Source organism: Flavobacterium araucananum, from assembly GCF_002222055.1.
GTDB classification, from domain to species: domain Bacteria; phylum Bacteroidota; class Bacteroidia; order Flavobacteriales; family Flavobacteriaceae; genus Flavobacterium; species Flavobacterium araucananum.
In genome coordinates, this window is sequence record NZ_MUGS01000005.1 from 224,115 (window position 1) to 245,074 (window position 20,960).

Sequence of the window (20,960 nt, forward strand, 5' to 3'; positions counted from 1 at the left end):
GTCACATATTATGCGAAATTTGTCCTTTCCATATATCAAAACTATAAAACATGAATATTAAAAAGCACATTCCTAATTTAATCACATTAATCAATTTATTTTGTGGTTGTATCGCCGTTGTTTTCGTTTCAGAAGCCAACTACTTAATGGCTTTTTACATGGTTTGTCTCGGAATCTTTTTTGATTTTTTTGATGGTTTTTTTGCCAGATTATTCAAAGTTTCAAGTCCGCTTGGTTTACAATTAGACTCTTTGGCAGATATGGTTACCAGCGGAGTTGTGCCGGGTTATGTTATGTATTCTATGTTTGTAAACAGTGCACACGAGTTAGGGACAAGCCCTGCAATTCCGTTTCTGGGATTTATTATAACTTTAGGATCTTGTTACCGTTTGGCAAATTTTAATATCGATACACGCCAGACTGATTCGTTTATTGGTTTACCAACTCCGGCAAACGCACTTTTTATTATTAGTTTGCAGGTAGTTCTGGACATGTACTCAGATTCGTCACTTTTGGTTCTCGAAATATTAACCAATCAATGGGTTTTAATAGTAATCACATTGTTTAGTGCTTATATCCTGAATGCCGAAATTCCGTTGTTTGCTTTAAAAATCAAAAAATTTAACCTAAAAGATAATGTACTTCAAGTAGTGTTTTTATTGATCTCTTTGCTTTTGGTAGTAGTGCTTCAATACATGGCAATACCGGTAATTATCATTTTTTATGTGTTCTTATCGGTTGTGAATAATATGTTTTTGAAAAAGTAGTTTCATTTGAATGGCAAGAAAAACAACAAGACGAACTTCTTATTCCAGAAAAGCAAAACCTCAAAGATCTGTTTTTGGGCGAGCAATTCGGTTCCTGATTTATTCCTTTTTAGTAGTGTTTTTTCTGGGTGCAGTATATCATTATCGTGATGGACTGTCCTATTATCTTGGCTTTAAATCAGGCAAAATTTTGGAGGAAGATGAGGTCGACAAACATCTTTCGGATGTTCGAAACATTCAGGTTCTCGAAAACCATAAAGGAAAAGTTATAGGTATTGACGTATCTGAATTTCAGGGAAAAGTGCAATGGGATGAAGTCGAAGTCTTAGAAGAAAAATATCCTGTTAAGTTTGTTTTTATTCGCGCGACCGCAGGAAATGACAGAGTAGACCGCCAGTTTAAAAAAAATTGGGAAGGTGCCAAAGAGCATAAAATAATACGTGGAGCCTATCATTATTATCGACCAAACGAAAACTCAATTGAGCAGGCAGACCTTTTTATAAAAACAGTAAAATTGCAAAAAGGCGATTTGCCACCCGTTTTGGATATCGAAAGATTGCCGAAGAATCAACCCTTGGATAGTTTGAAAAAAGGACTAAAACGTTGGTTGAATAAAGTCGAAGCACATTATCAGGTTCGTCCCATAATTTATACAGGAGAACGTTATTACAGCGATTTTCTAAAAGAAGAGTTTGGAGAATATTTATTCTGGATAGCCAATTACAATTTCTACAGAGAGAAAATCGAAGACGATTGGCTTTTTTGGCAATTTACAGAAAAAGCATCTTTGCCGGGAATCAAACATCGCGTAGATGTCAATATTTACAATGGAGATATAGAACAACTTCAGTTTATAACTGTTGAATAAGTTTACAGTATTCAGTCGCAGTTTACAGTTTTTACTGAGACTGAATACTGCGACTGTGTACTTTTTTTTTAAAATTCAAGTTTCTTTTTACGAAGTTCAAAGTTTTGACCTAAGTAAACACGACGAACCATTTCGTCTTCTACCAATTCTTCCGGAATTCCGGCTTTCAAAATTCCACCCTCAAACATTAAGTACGTTTTGTCAGTAATAGCCAAAGTTTCCTGAACGTTGTGATCGGTAATTAGAATTCCGATATTTTTGTTTTTTAGCTGTGCTACAATTCTCTGGATATCCTCGACAGCAACGGGGTCAACCCCTGCAAAAGGCTCATCTAATAAAATAAATTTAGGGTCAGTTGCCAGTGCACGTGCAATTTCGGTACGACGACGTTCTCCTCCGGAAAGCAAATCGCCTCTATTAGTACGAATGTGTTCTAAGCTAAACTCTTCGATAAGGCTTTCCATCTTTGCAATTTGCTCTTCCTTAGAAAGTTTAGTCAGTTGCAAAACACTCAAAATGTTGTCTTCAATACTTAGTTTTCTAAAAACCGAAGCTTCCTGTGCCAGATAGCCAATACCTTGTTGTGCACGTTTGTACATTGGATAATCAGTAATATCCAGATCGTCCAGGTAAATATTTCCCGAATTTGGCTTTACCAATCCCACGATCATGTAAAAAGAAGTAGTTTTTCCGGCACCATTTGGTCCCAAAAGACCAACAATTTCTCCCTGATTAACTTCAACAGAAATTCCTTTTACAACACTACGACCTTTATAGGTTTTGATTAAATTATCGGCTCTTAATTTCATTTTTTAAGTTTAATCGTTTAAACGTCTGAATCGTTTATTCGCCACAAATTAACGAATAAACGATTCAACAAATAAACCTATTAACAATTATTTAGTTTCGGCTTCCTCTAAAGCTTCCCAGAATTCATAAGCTCTGCGCAAATGAGGTACAACAATCGTTCCTCCAACCAAAGTTGCGATTCCCATTGCTTCCATCATTTCTTCTTTAGTAACACCTTCTTTATGGCTTGTTTCTAAGTGATATTTTACACAATCATCACAACGTAAAACCGCTGATGCTACTAATCCTAAGAGTTCTTTGGTCTTTACATCAAGAGCTCCGGCTGCATAAGCATTAGTGTCAAGATTAAAAATTCGCTTAACAATTTTGTTATTATCAGCAAGTAGTTTTTCGTTCATTTTAGAACGATAGTCGTTAAATTCTTTTATGATATCAGACATTTTCTTTTAATTTATTTTTATAAACAATCCTTGAGATCAGGATACTTACTTCGTAGATAAGCAACATTGGTATTGCTACAATAGTCTGGCTTACTACATCCGGAGGCGTTACGATAGCTGCGATAATTAAAATAATAACCACGGCATATTTCCAGTATTTCCTTAAGAAATCAGGAGTTACTAATCCTAGTTTAGTTAAGAAATAGATAATGATAGGCAATTCAAAAAACAAGCCGCTCGCAAGAATACTCGTTTTTACCATTCCCATATACGATTCAAGCGTAAATTGGTTTTTTACCACATCACTCACAGAGAAAGTCGCAACGAAATTTACCGACATCGGGATTACGATATAATATCCAAATAACACTCCTAAAAAGAAAAGAAGGGAAGACGTAAAGATGAATATTTTAGCATTATTTCTTTCTTTCTCATATAAAGCAGGGCTAATAAATTTCCAGAGTTCCCATAATATATAAGGAAAGCTTAGGATAAAACCGGCCAAAAGACACATCCAGACAAATATATTTACTTGCCCTTCCATTTCGGTGTTTTGAATAATGAAATTCAGTTCGGTAATACAAATACTATCCGCAAAACCTAGTTGATGCGATAAGTCGCAAAACCATACATAGGTAAAAAAAGTAGGCCGGATAGGACCTAAAATAATTTGATCAAATAAATAATCACTAATAAAATAAGTGATAAAAGCCATAATGCATATTGCAATTGTGCTTCGAACCAGTAACCATCTTAATTCTTCAAGATGGTCTAAAAATGACATCTCGCCAAGGTTTTTCTTTGCCATTATACGATTCCTTCTTTTAATATGTCATGTAAATGTAATACTCCTTTGTACTCGCCGTTGTCTGAAACAATCAGTTGTGTTATCGAAAAATCTTCTAAAATATTTAAGGCATCAACTGCCATAGTTTCCGAGGATACTAATTTAGGGTTTTTTGACATAATATCCTTTGCTGTCAAATCTGCAATAGAATCTCTGTCGTTTAGCATTCTTCTAATGTCTCCATCAGTAATAATTCCTATTATTTTGTCGTTTTCGATAACGGCTGTTACGCCCAATCTTTTTTCAGAGATCTCAAAAATAACTTTTTTAACTGAAGTATCCGGAGTAACCATTGGTTTTAACGAATGTTCAATCATATCTTTTACGCGAAGCAGTAGTTTTTTTCCTAAAGCCCCACCCGGATGATAAACCGCAAAATCTTCTGGTTTAAAATCACGCATTTCCATCAAACAAACTGCAAGAGCATCACCCATAACAAGTTGAGCCGTGGTACTGTTTGTTGGTGCTAAATTTATTGGACAGGCTTCCATATCAACCGTTGTATTCAAAACATAATCGGAACCTTTGGCCAATGATGAAGTTATATTTCCGGTAATGGCAATTAATATGTTTCCAAAACGTTTTAATAGAGGAACTAAAACTTTAATCTCAGGACTATTTCCGCTTTTCGAAATACAAATTATGATATCCTCTTTTTGTATCATTCCTAAATCACCATGAATAGCTTCTGAAGCGTGCAAAAACATTGAGGGCGTTCCGGTCGAGTTAAAAGTGGCGACCATTTTTTGAGCAATTATGGCGCTTTTTCCGATGCCGGTAACGATCAATCGACCTTTGGTTTCGTAAATGCGTTGGGTTGCTTCGTAAAAATTTTCGTCCAAAAAATCAATTAACTTTGTAATCGCTTCACTTTCAGAGAGTATGGTTTTCTTGGCTATGGCCAATATATTTTCTTTTGTGATCAAAACAGAATATTTAAAATTTGTATGTATAAAAGAAAGTTGTATCTTTATGTGTTGCAAATTTATACAAAATACCATTAATATAAAGAATGAATTCAAACGAAATTGAAATACACAAGGAATTAAAGAAGTATTTCGGCTTTAGCCAATTTAAGGGTTTACAGGAGCAAGTTATTACGAGTATTTTACACCAAACAAATACATTCGTAATTATGCCAACTGGCGGTGGAAAGTCTCTTTGTTATCAATTACCCGCTTTAATTCAGGAAGGAACAGCCATTGTTGTTTCTCCTTTGATTGCTTTGATGAAAAATCAGGTTGACGCGATTCGAAGCCTTTCTTCAGAAAACGGAATTGCGCATGTCTTAAATTCCTCCCTTACAAAAACAGAAATTGCACAAGTAAAAAAAGACATTACCTCTGGTTTGACCAAACTTTTGTATGTGGCTCCGGAATCTTTGACAAAAGAAGAATATGTGGCTTTTTTGCAAAGTGTGCCTATTTCGTTTGTCGCCATAGATGAAGCGCATTGTATTTCAGAATGGGGTCACGATTTTAGACCTGAATACAGAAATCTGAAAAATATAATCAAGCAATTAGGGCAAGTGCCTATTATTGGACTTACAGCAACTGCAACCCCAAAAGTTCAGGAAGACATTCTTAAAAATCTGGACATGTCTGATGCAAATACTTTTAAAGCATCTTTCAACAGACCGAATTTATACTACGAAGTTCGGACCAAAACTAAAAACATAGAATCGGATATTATTCGATTTATCAAACAACATAAAGGCAAATCTGGAATTATTTACTGCTTAAGCCGTAAAAAAGTAGAGTCAATTGCCGAAGTTTTACAAGTAAACGGAATCAGTGCGGTGCCTTATCACGCAGGTTTAGACGCTAAAACCCGAGCCAAACATCAGGATATGTTTTTGATGGAAGATGTAGATGTGGTTGTAGCAACAATTGCATTTGGGATGGGAATCGATAAACCCGACGTTCGTTTTGTGATTCACCATGATATCCCGAAATCATTAGAAAGTTATTATCAGGAAACCGGTCGTGCCGGTCGTGATGGAGGCGAAGGACATTGTCTGGCATATTACTCCTATAAAGATGTAGAAAAGCTGGAGAAATTTATGTCCGGAAAACCAGTCGCAGAGCAGGAAATTGGTTTTGCTTTATTGCAGGAAGTAGTAGCTTATGCCGAAACCTCGATGTCACGCAGGAAATTTTTACTGCACTATTTTGGAGAAGAATTTGACAGCGAAACCGGTGAAGGCGCAGATATGGATGACAATGTTCGCAATCCTAAAAATAAAATTGAAGCCCAGGATCAAGTCGTTAAATTGCTTGAGATCGTTCGCGACACCAAACATATTTATAAATCTAAAGAAATTGTATTTACTTTAATTGGTCGTATCAATGCGGTCATTAAAGCACATAAAACAGATACACAATCCTTTTTTGGCTCCGGCTCCGGTCATGACGAGAAATACTGGATGGCCTTGCTTCGACAAGTTTTAGTAGCAGGTTATTTGTCTAAAGATATAGAAACGTACGGTGTGGTAAAAATCACCAAAGAAGGACTGAACTTTATTAAAAAACCAGTTTCGTTTTTAATGTCTGAAGATCATGAATATAATGAATCTGAAGATGAAGCAATCGTAACGGCAGCAAAATCATCAGGAACAGCCGATGAAGTTTTGATGGGCATGTTGCGTGAACTGCGTAAAAAAGTAGCTAAAAAATTGGGCGTTCCTCCGTTTGTCGTTTTTCAGGATCCTTCTCTTGAAGATATGGCTTTAAAATATCCAATTTCTTTAACAGAACTGTACAATATACATGGTGTTGGTGAAGGAAAAGCCAAGAAATACGGTAACGATTTTGTAACCTTAATTAATCGATACGTAGAAGATAATGATATTATTCGCCCAGACGATTTAGTAGTAAAATCTACCGGAGTCAACTCAGCAAATAAATTGTACATCATACAGAACATTGATCGAAAACTGCCATTAAGCGATATTGCTTCTGCAAAAGGACTTTCGATGGATGCTTTGATCAAAGAAATGGAAATGATCGTATACTCTGGTACAAAACTCAATATCAAATATTGGGTTGATGATATGCTGGACGATGATCAGCAAGAAGAAATTCACGATTACTTCATGGAATCAGAATCAGACAAAATCGAAGATGCTCTTAAGGAATTCGATGGCGATTATGATATTGATGAATTGCGCTTAATGCGAATAAAATTTATTAGCGAAGTAGCAAATTAAAAAAGTTTACAGTCTCAGTTTACAGTTTGCAGTTTTTTACTAAGACTGAAAACTGAGACTGCGACTTAAATTTATTCTCGATTAAAACTGTAAACTGCCACTGAGAACTGCGACTGAAAACTAAAAACTACTCGTATACTTCCCCTCGATGCGGCTTCAAGGCATCTCTTACCGGAATCATATTTTCATCGCTTACTACCATAAAAGCGATTGCGTGCATATCGTTTATGATTTTAAATCCTGTAATATTCAAAGGCAATTTTTCAATTGCAATATATTCTTTTAAATGAATTTCGTGATGTTCAGCTGTTTTTGCAGAAGCCGGACCACGAAAATCCCAAATCAGTTTTATTTTTCTAGACATTTTTTTTAAGGTACGAAGGTTCTAAGGTGCAAAGGTACAAAGGTTAGTTTGAAAATGGATTTAAAGAATACTATTTAATTAAATTGTATATATAGTATATATGGTATATATGGTATATTTTTGTTTAAAATTTATTTCAGATGAGAAAATTGATAGATATAGATGAAAAGACATTGACAAAATTGAAAGTTATTTCAATATTTGAAAAAACAAGTGTTAAGGGATTGATTGAAAATGCGGTGCAAATTTATGTAAAAAGTATGCAAGCTAATCAATTCAATAATTTGACAGATGAAGAAAAAGAAGATGTAGGGTTGATGATGTTGATGCAGGAAGTAGACAGAAATGACAAAGTTAGCGAAGAAGAAATTTTCAAAATCTTAGGTAAATGAAGGTTGAATATTTAAAACAATTTTCTAAAGATTTATTAAAAATTAATGATCAAAGTTTAAAAGATAGTTTGTTTGAAGTAATTACAAATCTAAAAAATGCAGAAAATTTAAGCAACTTATCTAATGTAAAAAAGATGAAAGGACATTCTGAAGTTTATAGAATAAGAGTTGAAAAATATCGATTAGGATTTTTTTTTGATGAAGAAGTCATAGAACTTGCTAGATTTGCAAAACGGGAAGATATTTATAAGTTATTTCCATAAAATTTCAGAATTCATAAAAGATGCCAAAAGAACTTCTATTACAAGTTTCTCCAGAAATTGCAGCAAACGAATTGTTGCTAAAAGACTATTTGTCTAAACAAATAAAGGTTTCTCCCAAAGAAATTCAACATATTTCTATTCTAAAACGTTCTATTGATGCGCGCCAAAAAGCGATAAAAATAAATCTGAAAGTAATTATCTATTTGCAAGGAGAACCTTTTCAGGAAACCAAAATAGAGCTACCTATATATAATGACGTTTCTACAGCACAAGAAGTGATTGTCGTTGGCGCTGGACCAGCCGGACTTTTTGCAGCTTTGCAATTGATAGAATTAGGCTTAAAGCCAATTGTAGTCGAACGCGGAAAAGACGTTCGAGGGCGTCGTCGTGACCTGAAAGCAATAAACGTAGACCATTTGGTCAACGAAGATTCTAATTATTGTTTTGGCGAAGGCGGAGCAGGAACTTATTCGGATGGAAAATTATATACACGTTCTAAAAAACGTGGTGATGTAACCAGAATTCTGGAGCTTTTGGTTGCTTTTGGAGCATCTGAAGATATTTTGGTAGAAGCACATCCGCACATCGGAACAAATAAGCTGCCTAAAATTATTGAAGATATCCGAAACAAGATTATCGAGTTTGGGGGTCAGGTTTTGTTTGATACCAGAGTAACCGATATTTTAGTAAAGAATAATGAAGTTGAAGGAATCGTTACTCAAAACGGAGATAAGATTCTGGCAAATAAATTAATTCTGGCAACCGGACATTCGGCGCGTGATATTTTTGAATTATTAGATAAAAAGAAAATATTTATCGAAGCCAAACCTTTTGCTTTAGGCGTTCGTGCAGAACATTCGCAAGAATTAATAGATAGTATTCAATATAGCTGTGATTATCGTGGAGAGCACTTGCCACCGGCACCCTATTCTATTGTAAAACAAGTAAATGGTCGTGGTATGTATTCGTTTTGTATGTGTCCCGGAGGTGTAATTGCGCCTTGTGCAACAAGTCCCGGAGAAGTAGTGACAAACGGTTGGTCGCCATCGAAACGTGATCAGGTTACAGCAAATTCCGGAATTGTAATCGAACTAAAATTAGAAGATTTTAAACCTTTCGAAAAATTTGGTGCTTTGGCAGGAATGGAATTCCAAAAAAGCATCGAACAAAAAGCGTGGCATCTAGCAGGAGAGACTCAAAAAGTTCCGGCACAGCGAATGATCGATTTTACCCAGAATAAAGTTTCGACAGAGATCCCTAAAACATCTTATGTTCCCGGAACAACTTCGGTAGAAATGGGACAGGTTTTTCCGGGGTTTTTATCACAGATTTTACGGGAAGGTTTTAAAGAATTCGGAAAATCAATGCGCGGTTATTTGACCAATGAAGCCATTTTGCATGCTCCGGAAAGCAGGACTTCGTCTCCGGTTCGTATTCCCAGAGATCCAATAACTTATGAGCATTTGCAAATAAAAGGGTTGTATCCGTGTGGAGAAGGAGCTGGTTATGCCGGCGGAATTATATCAGCGGCAATAGATGGCGAAAAATGTGCTTTGATGATTGCAGAAACGTTGAAATAATAGCTCATTATGAAAAACTTCTTTTCTAATTTTTTTGGCAGAAATAACGATCCTAAATCCATCGTTTCTTTTGATGTTGTAAATTCTGTTTATTCTTATTTGTACAATGAGCACAATAAACTCGACTTTAAGATAAAAGGTATTCATGATACTGTTTTGGTGAATTTGTATTCTTTTCCAACATCATTTGATTATGAAGAAGCACAAAATGAAATTAAGAAAGCCGGTTTCAAAAATGCATACGAAATCTTAAACGAACTGTATAAAAAAAATAATATTGGACCCGTTTCTGAAGAGCAAATGCTTCAGGAATTAGAGTACGATTATATTCATATTCAGTTTTATACAGAGCCAACTCCGGAAGCAAAAAAGTACTTAAAACATGTTTTGCATAATTTTATTATTTTCTTTTGTTGTACGAATAGTTTAGAGACAAACGATTTTAGAATGCTTTATAACAACAGTTATTTTCTGGATTATACAAAAGGGATATTAGATGCTGAGTCTATTACTATAAATGATCCAAAAAATGATATTCAGAAAATTGGATTTAAAGAATTTGAAAGAGTATTACAGGGAATTTGTCAATACCTGAAAATAGAATTACCCGAGAGTATCGAGCTCCCTTCGCAGGAAAATTTATTACCGGAAGAAATAGAAGTTACTCAGGAAACTTTTGAAGAATTTATCAAGCTGGTTTCACGAGGAGATGTCGACAAGAAATTGGCTCAAAAGCAATCAAAAAAGCTTTTGAAGAATTTTAAAAAAGAAGTAACAGAATATGATTCAATTATTCAGGGGCAGTGGGCTTTTTTTGAAAGTATCGATTGCTGGAACAGCGACTGGAAATTTGATCCCGAAGATGCCGAATATTTTATCTCAGAAATGATTGGGAAAGACCTTAATTTCGAATATCCGGAAGAAACCTACAGCCATGATTTGTTTCCTTATATTCAGTCAGCTTTAGAAAAACACAATCTCGAATTAATGACTTACGAGACGAACGGAGATAATTACTTGTTTTTTGTAGCGAATAAAGAGGATGTGGCCAGAATTTTAGAATTATCTGAATTGACAAAAATTGAGGTTAACCAATTATAGAATAAAACTTAAAAAAATAACAGCCACGAATTAACGAATTTTAGTTTTATAGTAATTCGTTAATTCGTGGCGAAAAAAATTATGTTGGTTTTTTACGGGATCAGGATTATTTTTCCGGTACTTTTTCGGCTTTCGAGATAATCATGCGCCAGTTTCCCTTCTGATAATTTGAAAGACGTAGGTTCTGAAAGTGTAATTTTTCCTTCGATGATCCAACGGAATAATTGATTGGCTCTTTTAATTCGTTCTTCTTTCGAATTTAAGTAACTCCATAGATCTCCTCCCGTCAAAGTTTTTGAGGTATCCATTAACATTCTAGGGTCTACAGGTTCAGGATCTCCTCCCGCCATCCCAAAGAAAACAACCTGTCCGCATTCTTTTGTAACTTTAAAGCTATCTGTCAGGGTGCTTCCGATGCTGTCATAAACAACATCAACACCTTTTGGGACCACTTTAAAAATATCCGATTTCCAATCTTCATGATATAAAAAAACATGATCGGCACCTTGTTCGATCGCAACTTTTGCCTTGTCTGAAGAAGAGGTTAAACCAATAACAGTTGCGCCGGATAATTTGCTTATTTGAGTTAGAAATTGTCCTACTCCGCCAGCAACAGCATGAATCAAAACCGTTTCGCCTTTTGTGGTTTTATGACTATCCGTTGCAAGATAATGTGCGGTTAAACCTTGTAGCAAAATAGATGCAGCAGTTTCAAAAGAAATTGCTTCAGGCAATGGCAAAACATGGTTTATATTTACAGCAACCAAATCTGCGTTTGCAAAAGGAACATCGGCGAACGCCACACGATCACCAATTTTATATTCAGGATGATTGTTTGCGTCAATTATAATTCCGGCACCTTCGTAACCGGCAATAAAAGGTGGATTTCCTTTTAAGTGGTAATTCCCTTTTCGCCTGTAAACATCAGCAAAATTTAGTCCAATAGCTTTCATCTCGACTAGAATTTCATCACTTTTTAATTCAGGATTCGGAATTTCGATATATTCTAAAACATCAGAATTTCCGAAAGAAGAGAAGGTGAGTGCTTTCATTTTTTAATATATTTAAGGATACAAAGTACGGTAAAAATCAGGCTTAAGTTTTAAAAGCTTTTCTTAAAATTACCAGTAAAAATGATAAGCCACGAATTACACAAATTTGCACTAATTTTTTTGCAGAATATTGCTTATAATTTGTGGGGATTTGTGTAATTCGTGGCTGAAAACAAATTATATTTTAGGAAATTTCATTTCGTTAAAAGTGCTTTTTTGTGCGGCTAGTTTTTCGATATCCTGCCATTTTCTGGGAGATTCTGCCGAAAGATTTTCGTATGAATCTTTGGTAATTGCGATATCATCTTCGATACGAACACCAATGTTCCACCATTTTTTATCACATTTACTATTTGCCGGAATATAGATTCCCGGTTCAACTGTCAGGATCATATTTTCTTTTAAGTTTCCCATATAATTTCCTTTATCATGAACATCTAATCCAAGAAAATGAGAACAGCCATGCGGATAATATATTCTGGCATCTTTAGGATCTGTGATGATCCCTAGTTTAATTAGTCCGGCGGCGATTACTTCTTTCGATTTTTGGTTCAAATTCTGAATAGGAGTTCCTGGTTTGCAAATTTTAAAAACTTCTTCCTGAGTTTCATAAACCAATTGATAAATGGCTTTTTGCTCTTCGGTAAATTTTCCGTTTGCCGGAATTGTTCTCGTAACATCGGCAGAATAGCCGTGGTATTCAGAGCCTACATCCATCAATAGCAACTGATTGTCGATTTTTGTGCTGTTGTTTTCGCCATAGTGCAAAATACATCCGTTTGCTCCCGCGCCTACTATTGGCGGATACCCTTCGCCCTCTGCACCATAATGTCTGTGAACGTAAGCATGAATTCCGTCGGCTTCGTTTTCGCTCATATTGGGTCCAACCGCTTTCATAACTTCGTTGTGTGCAATGCAGGAAAGTTTGATAGTTTTACGCATTAACTCCATTTCTTCAGGAGTTTTTATTTCTCGAAGTGTGTTTGTGATAGTGGTAAAAAGGTCTGCTGAGTTTTCGTTTTCTTTTGTAATTCCTGCTTTAGTTTTAAAAGTTTCCAGTAAGCCATAAAGATCAAATCCACTTTTGTCAGAGCCAATATCGGTTGGAATTTTATCACCAATTATTTTGTCGAATTTTTTTAAATCTAGAACAAAATCTTTAAAGTCTTTTCCGTTGTGCACATTTGTAAAACCTAGTTTCGATTTTGTGCCTTCGATACCCAAACGTCTTCCGGTCCAGATTTCGCGATTGGCATTTTTTTCTCTTACAAAAAAGAGTTCAGTATAGGTTTCACCTGTTCCTTGTGGTTCTTTAAAAAGAAACAAAACAGCATCAGGTTCTTTGTAACCGGACAAATAATAGAGATCTGGATTTTGATGATAATTATAATTGATATCTTTTGAAAAAACTCTTTCCGGATAAGAGAAAATTACAGCAACAGAGTTGGCTGGCATAAGATTTCTAAAAGCTTCGCGACGTTCTTTATGAAATTCTTTTGAGAGATAATCTGTAGGGAGATTTTGTTGAGAATGAATTGGGGAGATGGTGATTAATAAAGTGAAAAATAGTAGTAATTGCTTCATTTTCTGGTTTATTGAGGATTGATTCTGGTTTTTTGATTGCTGCAAATTACAAAAAATATGAATTGGGTTAGAGAAAAAAGTTAGCCATGAATGGCACAAATTTTCACAAATTTTTTTCTACTGAATGTTAATTCTAATTCGTGAAAATTTGTGCAATTTGTGGCAAAAAAAAAGCCGCTCACATGAACGGCTTTAGATGAATTAATAATTATTTCTTTTTTAGTTTGTCTTTAAAGACTTTCTCAAATTTCTCTATTTTAGGCTGAATAACCATCTTGCAATACGGTTGGTTTTTATTATTGGCATAATAATTCTGATGATAATCTTCGGCTTTATAGAAAGCTTTAAAAGGTTCTACTTTTGTTACAATTGGACTACTGTAGACTTTTGCTTTGTTTAACTCGGCAATAATACTTTCGGCAGCAGTTTTTTGTTCTGCATTTTTATAAAAAATTACAGAACGATATTGCGTTCCAACATCTGCACCTTGTCTGTTTAATGTTGTAGGATCATGAACTGTAAAGAAAACTTTAAAGATTTCGTCAAGATCGGTTACATTTTTATCATACGTAATCTGAACTACTTCGGCATGACCGGTTGTTCCTGTGCAAACTTCTTCATAAGTAGGGTTGGCAACTTTTCCTCCGGAGAAACCGGAAACCACAGATTTTACTCCGTCTAAGTTTTCGTAAACTGCTTCAACGCACCAATAACAACCTCCGCCAAGTGTAATGGTTTCAAGATTTGAGGCGCTTTTTGTTTTATTACTTTGCGCAAATCCATTTACGGATAATGCAAAAATGGCAATCAGAAATATATTTTTCATGTTTTTTATTATTTAGTATCAGGAACAAAATCAAGTGCAATCGAATTCATGCAATAGCGTTTTCCGGTTGGCTCGGGTCCATCGTCAAATAAGTGACCTAAATGACCGCCACAACGCCCGCAAAGTGCTTCGGTTCTTTCCATTCCTAAAGAGTTGTCGCTTTTATACACTACGCTTTTTTTGTTGTCTTGCTCAAAAAAGCTTGGCCATCCGCAACTACTGGCAAACTTAGCGCCGGAGCGAAAAAGTTTGTTTCCGCAGGAAGCGCAATAATAAGTTCCTTTTTCATCTGTATTCCAGTATTTTCCCGTAAAAGGTCTTTCAGTATCTGCATTTCGCATAACATCATATACATCTTCGGGCAATACTTTTTTCCACTCTGCATTACTCACATTGAGTTTGGTGGTATCTGTATTCGAATAATAAGGATTTCCGGGTTTACTAATTTTGTTTTCCATGACTACTGTTGTGGTATTTTGTTTTTTTGCGCTTTGTCCGCATGCCTGTAAAATAAAGAGCGGAATTAAAAAGCAAAGGCTGAAGATTTGGGTTTTTGTTTTCATTTTTGTGAGAGCTTTAATTCTGTTTATCAAAGGTACAACTAGATTTCGCCTTGAAATGTCGTGTACTTTACAATTGAGAGTTTTTTAAGTATGTTTTAACTTTTATTATGTACGTAAAACACAGGGTTTTAGTTTTTAAGGCTTTATTTCTAAAGGAATTTAGCCTGTATATGATATGTATTTTGTTGTAAGTCAGTTTTTTGTACAAAAGTAAGCTCGTTAAACTTTTCACAATCTTGTTCAGGATTTTCAAGCCATTTCTTTTTTCGTATTTTTGTTTGATCAATAAGCCCTATGATAGAAGAAAACGTAATATTAGTAAACCAAAACGATGAGCAAATTGGCTTAATGCCAAAATTAGAAGCACATGAAAAAGCTGTTTTACATCGCGCTTTTTCAGTTTTTATTTTAAATGATAAAAACGAGATTATGTTGCAACAGCGCGCACATCACAAATACCACTCGCCTTTACTCTGGACCAATACATGTTGTAGCCATCAGCGTGAAGGAGAAACGAATGTTCAGGCCGGAAGCAGAAGATTGTTTGAAGAAATGGGTTTTAATGCAGAGTTAAAAGAGCTCTTTCACTTTATTTATAAAGCACCTTTTGATAACGGGTTAACAGAGCACGAACTTGATCATGTTATGATTGGGTATTATAATGATAATCCGGCCATAAATATGGATGAAGTCGAAGATTGGAAATGGATGAAGATCGAAGATGTAAAACAAGATATAGAGAAACAACCTGAAATTTATACCGTTTGGTTTAAAATAATTTTTGATGAATTTGATCATTATTTAGAAGACCACAAGCTTTAACCCAAGACTAACCAACCTCCCAAATGAAAGTAACCATATCAAGAAAAGCACATTTTAATGCTGCACATCGATTGCACAGAAAAGATTGGACATTTGAAAAAAACGATGCTGTTTTTGGAAAATGTAATAATCCCAATTTTCATGGTCATAATTATGGTTTAACAGTAAGTGTTACAGGAAAAATTGATCCCGAAACCGGTTTTGTTGTAGATGTGAAAGTATTAGCGGATATTATACACGAAGAAGTAGAAATACCGTTTGATCACAAAAATCTGAATCTGGATGTTCCGGAATTTCAGGATTTGAATCCAACTGCTGAAAATATTGCTGTTGTGATATGGAATAAAATTAAAAAAAGAATTCAACCCGATTTTGACTTAGAAATCGTATTGAATGAAACGGACCGCAATTTTGTAACTTATAAAGGAGAAGAATAAATGTCACTAAAAATAGGAGATATAGTTCCCAATTTTACTGCAAAAGATAGTCATGGAGAAGTTTTTGAAAGCCAAAGTGTTTTGGGACGAAAACCTCTTGTGATTTATTTTTACCCAAAAGATAATACGCCCGGATGTACTACAGAAGCCTGTAGTTTTAGAGATCAGTACGAAGATTTTAAAGACTTAGGTGCTGAGGTAATTGGTATTAGTAGCGATAGTGTAAAATCGCATCATAAATTTGCCAACAAACATCAACTGCCATTTATATTATTATCTGATCAGGATAAAAAATTAAGACACCTTTTTGGTGTTCGCGATAGTTTGTTTGGTCTTTTACCTGGCAGAGTAACGTATGTTATTGACAGAAATGGCGTTGTTATTTTGATTTTTGATAGTATGAATGCCGGAAAACACATTCCGAAAGCACTAGAAACAATCAAAGAATTAGTATTATAGAAGTAAAAAATAGTATCAGATTGATATTGAATTAATAAAGATATTAGCATTAAAAAAACATGAGTATAAAGACGTATCCGTTGCAATTTGAGCCCATTTTAAAAGATAGAATCTGGGGAGGAGAAAAGTTAAAAACAATTCTCAATAAACCAATCACTTCTAAGATAACAGGCGAGAGCTGGGAATTGTCGACCGTAGAAGGTGACGTGAGTGTTGTGTCTAATGGAGTTTTGAAAGGAAAATCATTGACAGAACTTATTGAGGAACTGCCAAACGAAATTTTGGGAACAAAAGTTCACGAACGCTTTGGGAAACAATTTCCGTTGCTTTTTAAGTATTTAGATGCTCGCGAAGATCTTTCGATACAAGTACATCCAAACGATCAATTGGCCAAAGAACGTCATAACTCTTTTGGTAAGACAGAAATGTGGTATGTTACCCAAGCTGATCCAGATGCCAGAATCATCGTTGGGTTTAAAGAAGATTCTAGTAAAACCGAATATCTGAAACATCTAAATGATGCTACATTGGTTTCTATTTTAGACGATGTAAAAGCAAAAGCCGGAGATGTTTTCTTTCTGGAAACCGGAACCGTTCATGCCATTGGTGCAGGATTGGTAGTAGCCGAAATTCAGCAAACATCTGATATTACCTATCGTTTATACGATTTTGATCGGGTAGATGCACAAGGCAATAAAAGAGAGCTTCATGTAGATCTGGCACTTGATGCTATAAACTATAATAAAGTCGATACACAAAAAAAATATGAGACAAAAGCAAATACATCAAATGTAGTGGTAGATTGTCCTTATTTTACCACCAATTTTATTCCGTTGCAAGATAAAATTAATGTTGTCAAATCAGGAGAAACATTTACGGTTTATATGTGTATCGAAGGAACTTTTGAAATTGAATATCCGGAGTTTAAACAAACCTATATAAAAGGAGATACGATTTTGGTTCCCGCTGAGATAAATGCATTTATTTTAAATGGAAAAGCTTCAATTTTAGAAATTTACATTTCATAGCGCTTAATAAAAAGATTATATGTACTTTTGCAGTCGCAAATTAAAATTAAAATAAAAATGGCAAACGTTAAAAATTTAAAGAAAGACATCAACTTCGTATTAGGAGATATTATAGAGGCAGTTTACTTATTTGAAATGTCTACAACAGGAAGTCCTACTCCGGAAACAAATACTTTGATCGACGAAGCTATCGCTGCTTTTGATACTTTGATCACTAAAGTAAATGCTAAAAATGTTGAAAATAAAAAAGCACACTTCAAACAAATAAATGTTGAATTGGAACAAACTGCAAATCAATTGATTGCTAAAATCAACGAATTGTAAGCAAAAAAAAGCAAAAAAAGTTTATTTTTTTTTTGGAAAAACGAAAAACAGGCTTATCTTTGCACCCGTAATGAGTCGCCAGCGTAGCTCAGTTGGCTAGAGCAGCTGATTTGTAATCAGCAGGTCGTGGGTTCGAGTCCCTCCGCCGGCTCAACATAAAACCATCACTTTTTAGTGGTGGTTTTATTTTTGGAATAAACTCAAAATTCAAATTTTATTTCTTTGCAATTAGCCTGGGATCTCTCTTATCATAAAAACAAAATGCGAATAATTATTTTTTTTTAATTATTTAGGAGGTTTAAAAATACAAAGGATATTCATTTTGAGAGTTTTAGGAAATTAGATTTAATTTCTCAGAAAAATGCTTGGGAAAGAAGCGTATTTTTTTTTGGAAAAACGAAAAACATGTTTATCTTTGCGCCCATAATGAGTCGCCAGCGTAGCTCAGTTGGCTAGAGCAGCTGATTTGTAATCAGCAGGTCGTGGGTTCGAGTCCCTCCGCCGGCTCAACATAAAACCATCACTTTTAGTGGTGGTTTTTTTTTGGAATAAACTCAAATAACAGATTTTGGTTATTTAAGGGAAGCCTTTACTAAGAAAAAAACGTGCTGAGCATTCAGCGCGTTTTTTTAGTTTAAAAGAGATAATTTTTTATATGAAGCATAATTCTTACATTTGTAAAAAATTAAGAAAAATGCTACAGATTGAAGATGCTTCAGGTTATGAAGGAGTTGAACTAAAAAATGATCAACTCGCAAATGATTACGCAAAAGAGAGAACAGGAGAGCCCAATCTTTTATCCGTTTTAGGATTTTCGGGATTTGGTCTTGCCATTTTTTTAACGCTTGTTAGAATTATAGCAGAACCCTTTGTTGCAACCTTTATATATCCTGTCGAGAACGATGCCATGCCGGGTCTGGCAAATATTTTTGGACTCGTTTTTCTGCTCTTTTGGTTTATTTGTGCTACGATACTCCTTTATTATATTTTATTCAGGGTTAGCTACAAATGTTTAAAAGAATTCAAGTAGAATTCAAACCAATTTATAACTAAAAACGCCCTGAATTCAGGGCGTTTTAGTTTTATGGTTTAATTTTTTTAAGTTATTTCTATTGTTGTTCTTTTTTACGATCAGCAACATACTTCGTTAATTTCTTCCCGTAAAGAGAATTCGCTACTTTAGGAGTCATTGATTTCTGAATGGTATCAAGAAATTTAATATTGATGTCGTAAATCTCGGATAAAGCAATATAAGGGGCTATTTCGTGATCTTTGTTGTTAATGGCAAAGTTTGTAGCATACAAATATTTTCGTTTGATATTTGATTCTTGTTTTACATTAATGCTGTCAAGAGCTTTTTGATCTTGTCTTTTTATAGCATTAAACCTGGTCTCGACCATAGAAAGACTTTCGTCATTGAAACGAGAATTTATTTTTTTGTATTCGTCGTATAATTCCTGATTTTTAGATCCGGTAATTTTGGCACCGTAAATAAAATTATCTAAGTTGGTATCGATGTTAATATTTCCCGGTTCAGCAAAAAATAAAATATTATTGTCTAATGAATTGGTTACACCACGATCCAGATATAAATAAAGCATTTCCGGAGACTCTAATTTTATGTCGCTTTCAAACGCTGAGTTCCCGTCTATCTTAATACTGTCTATAGCTACAAGGGATGTGTCAACGATTCTTTGAATATATAAAGTTCCGTTTTTTAATCCTTTTATATTTCCTGTAAGGTGCAAATTGTCAGTTGATTCTTTTTTGCTACAAGATGCTAACAGGGCAAGAGTAACAAAGGCAATAATTGATTTTTTCATTGGTTTTTAGATTTTGCTGCAAAATAAAGAAAATAGTTTGAATGTAAGGAAGTAGTGTTTAAATTTTACTCAAAAATAAATCCCAATCTATTTCTAAATTGGGATTGCTATTTTTTTTCTAAACAGTTCTGTAATACTCGCTTTTGGCTTTTCTTATTTTCTTGTATTCTTCCCAGTTAAATCTGTTCAGAAACTCGGCAGCTTTTTGAGCTCCCCGAATAAAAAGGTCAATTTTTGCGTCATCGGTAAGATTAAAATTTAGCCAGTTGTGACTTCCGGTATCAATGTACCCTATTAGATTTCTAAAATCCGGATTTTTTCTTAAAAATTCAGAGTCATAACCATATCTCGCAGTATCAAACATAGAGCTGATGACGTTTGTTATTTTTTCGTTTGCATTAATTTCATTTTTATCATAACCCAGTTTAATCCCAAAAGTAGGAGAGGCGGGAATAGAAAGATTCTCATGAAAGATGTCGATAGGAAAATTTGATATAATCCCTCCATCCATGAACATAATTTCTGATGGGACAGAAGTTCTCAAACCTGTTGCATCGTTCCACCTGTTCCAGGATTCAATACCTGTGGGAATATTTTTTATTTTAAAAGGAGTAAAGAATAGCGGAATTGACATAGAAGCCCGCACAAAATCAGCCGGATTTTGAATATCCGGATTCGAATAAAACAGATCAATCATTTTTGGGAAAATAATTTTACTTTCCGTTGTAATATCTGCTGCAATTATCGCTATTTCGCTCCAATGGTCAGGGCGATCATATTCGGCTCTGTCTCCAAGTTTAACTTTATTGATGCGAAATAATTTGTTTTGATCCGAAACACCTTTTTGACGTAAAGCTTTTAAGTCGGCATAATTTTTAATTCCCTTTTGCGAAAGTAAATTTGTCATCCATTGATGAAAATTGTTGCCGGGATTTAAGCCCAGATCGTCCTTAAAATTATCGACCACCTGATATCCTTTCATAATTAGTTTTAGATTGCTGGAATCGCTTAACAAAGCATCAATAAATTCTTTTGCATCATGATCTCCATCAACAAAATCGTATAAGTTTTTATTGCACAGGCAGTCTAATATCCATTCGGATTTTGGAATATCGATTGTGCCTGCCGCCGCCATTAGCATCGTATTGATACTTCCGGCTGATGTTCCTGCTAAACTCAAAAACCGAATACCCATTTGTTCCAGAATATAAACATAACCAACCAGTGCGATGCCCAATACACCACCACCTTCCTGGACAAGATCGACATACTGGTAATTGTTGGCATCTACAATATCCGAGAAATTTTTATCCTTGATTTGTTCTTTCAGCTCTTTTAGAATAGTCAGGATTTCTCCGTTTTCAGTAAATTTTATTTTATCCATGATTTTTAGATTTAGGGA

24 protein-coding genes and 2 tRNA genes are annotated in these 20,960 nt (G+C 34.7%); 15 read left to right on the top strand and 11 right to left on the bottom strand.

Translation table 11 applies throughout. From position 1 onward, the window contains the following. Positions 1-50 precede the first annotated feature (50 nt). The gene (locus B0A64_RS05125) at positions 51-767 is read left to right on the top strand and encodes a CDP-alcohol phosphatidyltransferase family protein (protein WP_089478448.1); all 717 of its coding nucleotides are present in this window, start codon (positions 51-53) and stop codon (positions 765-767) included. 10 nt (positions 768-777) lie between these two features. Then, positions 778-1,635, top strand: a complete 858-nt coding sequence (locus tag B0A64_RS05130; protein ID WP_089478449.1) for a glycoside hydrolase family 25 protein — start codon at positions 778-780, stop codon at positions 1,633-1,635. Positions 1,636-1,703: 68 nt separating this feature from the next. Here the strand turns inward: B0A64_RS05130 and lptB are convergent, their stop codons facing one another. The 4 genes from lptB to B0A64_RS05150 form a co-directional block, all read right to left on the bottom strand. Then, a complete protein-coding gene (gene lptB, locus B0A64_RS05135; protein WP_056255108.1) occupies positions 1,704-2,444 on the bottom strand; it encodes an LPS export ABC transporter ATP-binding protein in 741 nt (246 codons plus the stop codon). 87 nt (positions 2,445-2,531) lie between these two features. Then, positions 2,532-2,885 (bottom strand): carboxymuconolactone decarboxylase family protein, encoded by a 354-nt coding sequence (locus tag B0A64_RS05140; protein WP_089478450.1) that lies wholly within the window; start codon positions 2,883-2,885, stop codon positions 2,532-2,534. Beyond that, positions 2,878-3,693 carry a twin-arginine translocase subunit TatC gene (gene tatC / locus B0A64_RS05145; protein WP_089478451.1) on the bottom strand — a complete coding sequence of 272 codons (816 nt, stop codon included), beginning with the start codon at positions 3,691-3,693 and terminating at the stop codon, positions 2,878-2,880. Before tatC ends, B0A64_RS05140 begins: the two co-directional genes overlap by 8 nt. Continuing rightward, positions 3,693-4,658: a KpsF/GutQ family sugar-phosphate isomerase gene (locus tag B0A64_RS05150; protein ID WP_165769764.1), complete on the bottom strand. Its 966-nt coding sequence runs from the start codon at positions 4,656-4,658 to the stop codon at positions 3,693-3,695. Before B0A64_RS05150 ends, tatC begins: the two co-directional genes overlap by 1 nt. Before the next feature lie 86 nt (positions 4,659-4,744). Here B0A64_RS05150 and recQ point away from each other — a divergent pair, with 86 nt between their 5' ends. Beyond that, positions 4,745-6,940 carry a DNA helicase RecQ gene (gene recQ, locus B0A64_RS05155; protein ID WP_089478452.1) on the top strand — a complete coding sequence of 732 codons (2,196 nt, stop codon included), beginning with the start codon at positions 4,745-4,747 and terminating at the stop codon, positions 6,938-6,940. A gap of 127 nt (positions 6,941-7,067) precedes the next feature. Here recQ and B0A64_RS05160 read toward each other — a convergent pair whose 3' ends face one another. Further along, the gene (locus tag B0A64_RS05160) at positions 7,068-7,304 is read right to left on the bottom strand and encodes a hypothetical protein (protein WP_089478453.1); all 237 of its coding nucleotides are present in this window, start codon (positions 7,302-7,304) and stop codon (positions 7,068-7,070) included. Between the two features lie 140 nt (positions 7,305-7,444). On the opposite strand from B0A64_RS05160, the gene B0A64_RS05165 reads away from it, so the two are divergent. Genes B0A64_RS05165 through B0A64_RS05180 form a run of 4 tightly spaced genes read left to right on the top strand, consistent with a single transcriptional unit; the run spans position 7,445 to position 10,640 of the window. Continuing rightward, positions 7,445-7,696 carry a hypothetical protein gene (locus B0A64_RS05165; protein WP_089478454.1) on the top strand — a complete coding sequence of 84 codons (252 nt, stop codon included), beginning with the start codon at positions 7,445-7,447 and terminating at the stop codon, positions 7,694-7,696. Further along, positions 7,693-7,959, top strand: coding sequence for a type II toxin-antitoxin system RelE family toxin (locus B0A64_RS05170; RefSeq protein ID WP_089478455.1), 267 nt, complete (start codon positions 7,693-7,695; stop codon positions 7,957-7,959). The genes B0A64_RS05165 and B0A64_RS05170 overlap by 4 nt, the downstream gene beginning before the upstream one ends. A 20-nt stretch (positions 7,960-7,979) precedes the next feature. Beyond that, positions 7,980-9,539, top strand: coding sequence for an NAD(P)/FAD-dependent oxidoreductase (locus B0A64_RS05175; protein WP_089478456.1), 1,560 nt, complete (start codon positions 7,980-7,982; stop codon positions 9,537-9,539). Positions 9,540-9,548: 9 nt separating this feature from the next. Then, on the top strand, positions 9,549-10,640 hold the full coding sequence (locus tag B0A64_RS05180) for a DUF6630 family protein (protein ID WP_089478457.1): 1,092 nt from the start codon (positions 9,549-9,551) through the stop codon (positions 10,638-10,640). 92 nt (positions 10,641-10,732) lie between these two features. Here B0A64_RS05180 and B0A64_RS05185 read toward each other — a convergent pair whose 3' ends face one another. From B0A64_RS05185 to msrB, 4 genes are all read right to left on the bottom strand, one after another. After that, positions 10,733-11,692: a quinone oxidoreductase family protein gene (locus tag B0A64_RS05185; RefSeq protein WP_089478458.1), complete on the bottom strand. Its 960-nt coding sequence runs from the start codon at positions 11,690-11,692 to the stop codon at positions 10,733-10,735. A gap of 177 nt (positions 11,693-11,869) precedes the next feature. Beyond that, positions 11,870-13,276: an aminopeptidase P N-terminal domain-containing protein gene (locus tag B0A64_RS05190; RefSeq protein WP_089478548.1), complete on the bottom strand. Its 1,407-nt coding sequence runs from the start codon at positions 13,274-13,276 to the stop codon at positions 11,870-11,872. 208 nt (positions 13,277-13,484) lie between these two features. Beyond that, complete coding sequence (gene msrA, locus B0A64_RS05195) at positions 13,485-14,102, bottom strand: peptide-methionine (S)-S-oxide reductase MsrA (protein ID WP_089478459.1); 618 nt, start codon at positions 14,100-14,102, stop codon at positions 13,485-13,487. An 8-nt stretch (positions 14,103-14,110) separates the two neighbouring features. Then, on the bottom strand, positions 14,111-14,665 hold the full coding sequence (msrB, locus tag B0A64_RS05200; RefSeq protein WP_089478460.1) for a peptide-methionine (R)-S-oxide reductase MsrB: 555 nt from the start codon (positions 14,663-14,665) through the stop codon (positions 14,111-14,113). Positions 14,666-14,959: 294 nt separating this feature from the next. On the opposite strand from msrB, the gene idi reads away from it, so the two are divergent. The 8 genes from idi (at position 14,960) to B0A64_RS05240 (ending at position 18,765) form a co-directional block, all read left to right on the top strand. Beyond that, positions 14,960-15,487: an isopentenyl-diphosphate Delta-isomerase gene (idi, locus tag B0A64_RS05205; protein WP_089478461.1), complete on the top strand. Its 528-nt coding sequence runs from the start codon at positions 14,960-14,962 to the stop codon at positions 15,485-15,487. 23 nt (positions 15,488-15,510) lie between these two features. After that, positions 15,511-15,924 (top strand): 6-pyruvoyl trahydropterin synthase family protein, encoded by a 414-nt coding sequence (locus tag B0A64_RS05210; protein WP_089478462.1) that lies wholly within the window; start codon positions 15,511-15,513, stop codon positions 15,922-15,924. Then, a complete protein-coding gene (locus tag B0A64_RS05215) occupies positions 15,925-16,383 on the top strand; it encodes a peroxiredoxin (RefSeq protein WP_089478463.1) in 459 nt (152 codons plus the stop codon). 59 nt (positions 16,384-16,442) lie between these two features. After that, on the top strand, positions 16,443-17,411 hold the full coding sequence (locus B0A64_RS05220) for a type I phosphomannose isomerase catalytic subunit (RefSeq protein ID WP_089478464.1): 969 nt from the start codon (positions 16,443-16,445) through the stop codon (positions 17,409-17,411). A gap of 57 nt (positions 17,412-17,468) precedes the next feature. Next, positions 17,469-17,735, top strand: a complete 267-nt coding sequence (locus tag B0A64_RS05225; RefSeq protein ID WP_089478465.1) for a hypothetical protein — start codon at positions 17,469-17,471, stop codon at positions 17,733-17,735. A 77-nt stretch (positions 17,736-17,812) separates the two neighbouring features. Next, positions 17,813-17,886, top strand: a tRNA-Thr gene (locus B0A64_RS05230). Positions 17,887-18,168: 282 nt separating this feature from the next. Continuing rightward, positions 18,169-18,242: transfer RNA gene (locus B0A64_RS05235), tRNA-Thr, on the top strand. 187 nt (positions 18,243-18,429) lie between these two features. Then, the gene (locus B0A64_RS05240; protein WP_123875877.1) at positions 18,430-18,765 is read left to right on the top strand and encodes a hypothetical protein; all 336 of its coding nucleotides are present in this window, start codon (positions 18,430-18,432) and stop codon (positions 18,763-18,765) included. A gap of 79 nt (positions 18,766-18,844) precedes the next feature. On the opposite strand, the gene B0A64_RS05245 is transcribed toward B0A64_RS05240, so the two are convergent. Both B0A64_RS05245 and B0A64_RS05250 read right to left on the bottom strand, forming a co-directional pair. Continuing rightward, positions 18,845-19,558: a DUF4369 domain-containing protein gene (locus B0A64_RS05245; protein WP_089478467.1), complete on the bottom strand. Its 714-nt coding sequence runs from the start codon at positions 19,556-19,558 to the stop codon at positions 18,845-18,847. Between the two features lie 118 nt (positions 19,559-19,676). Continuing rightward, positions 19,677-20,942 (bottom strand): patatin-like phospholipase family protein, encoded by a 1,266-nt coding sequence (locus B0A64_RS05250; RefSeq protein ID WP_089478468.1) that lies wholly within the window; start codon positions 20,940-20,942, stop codon positions 19,677-19,679. Positions 20,943-20,960 lie beyond the last annotated feature (18 nt).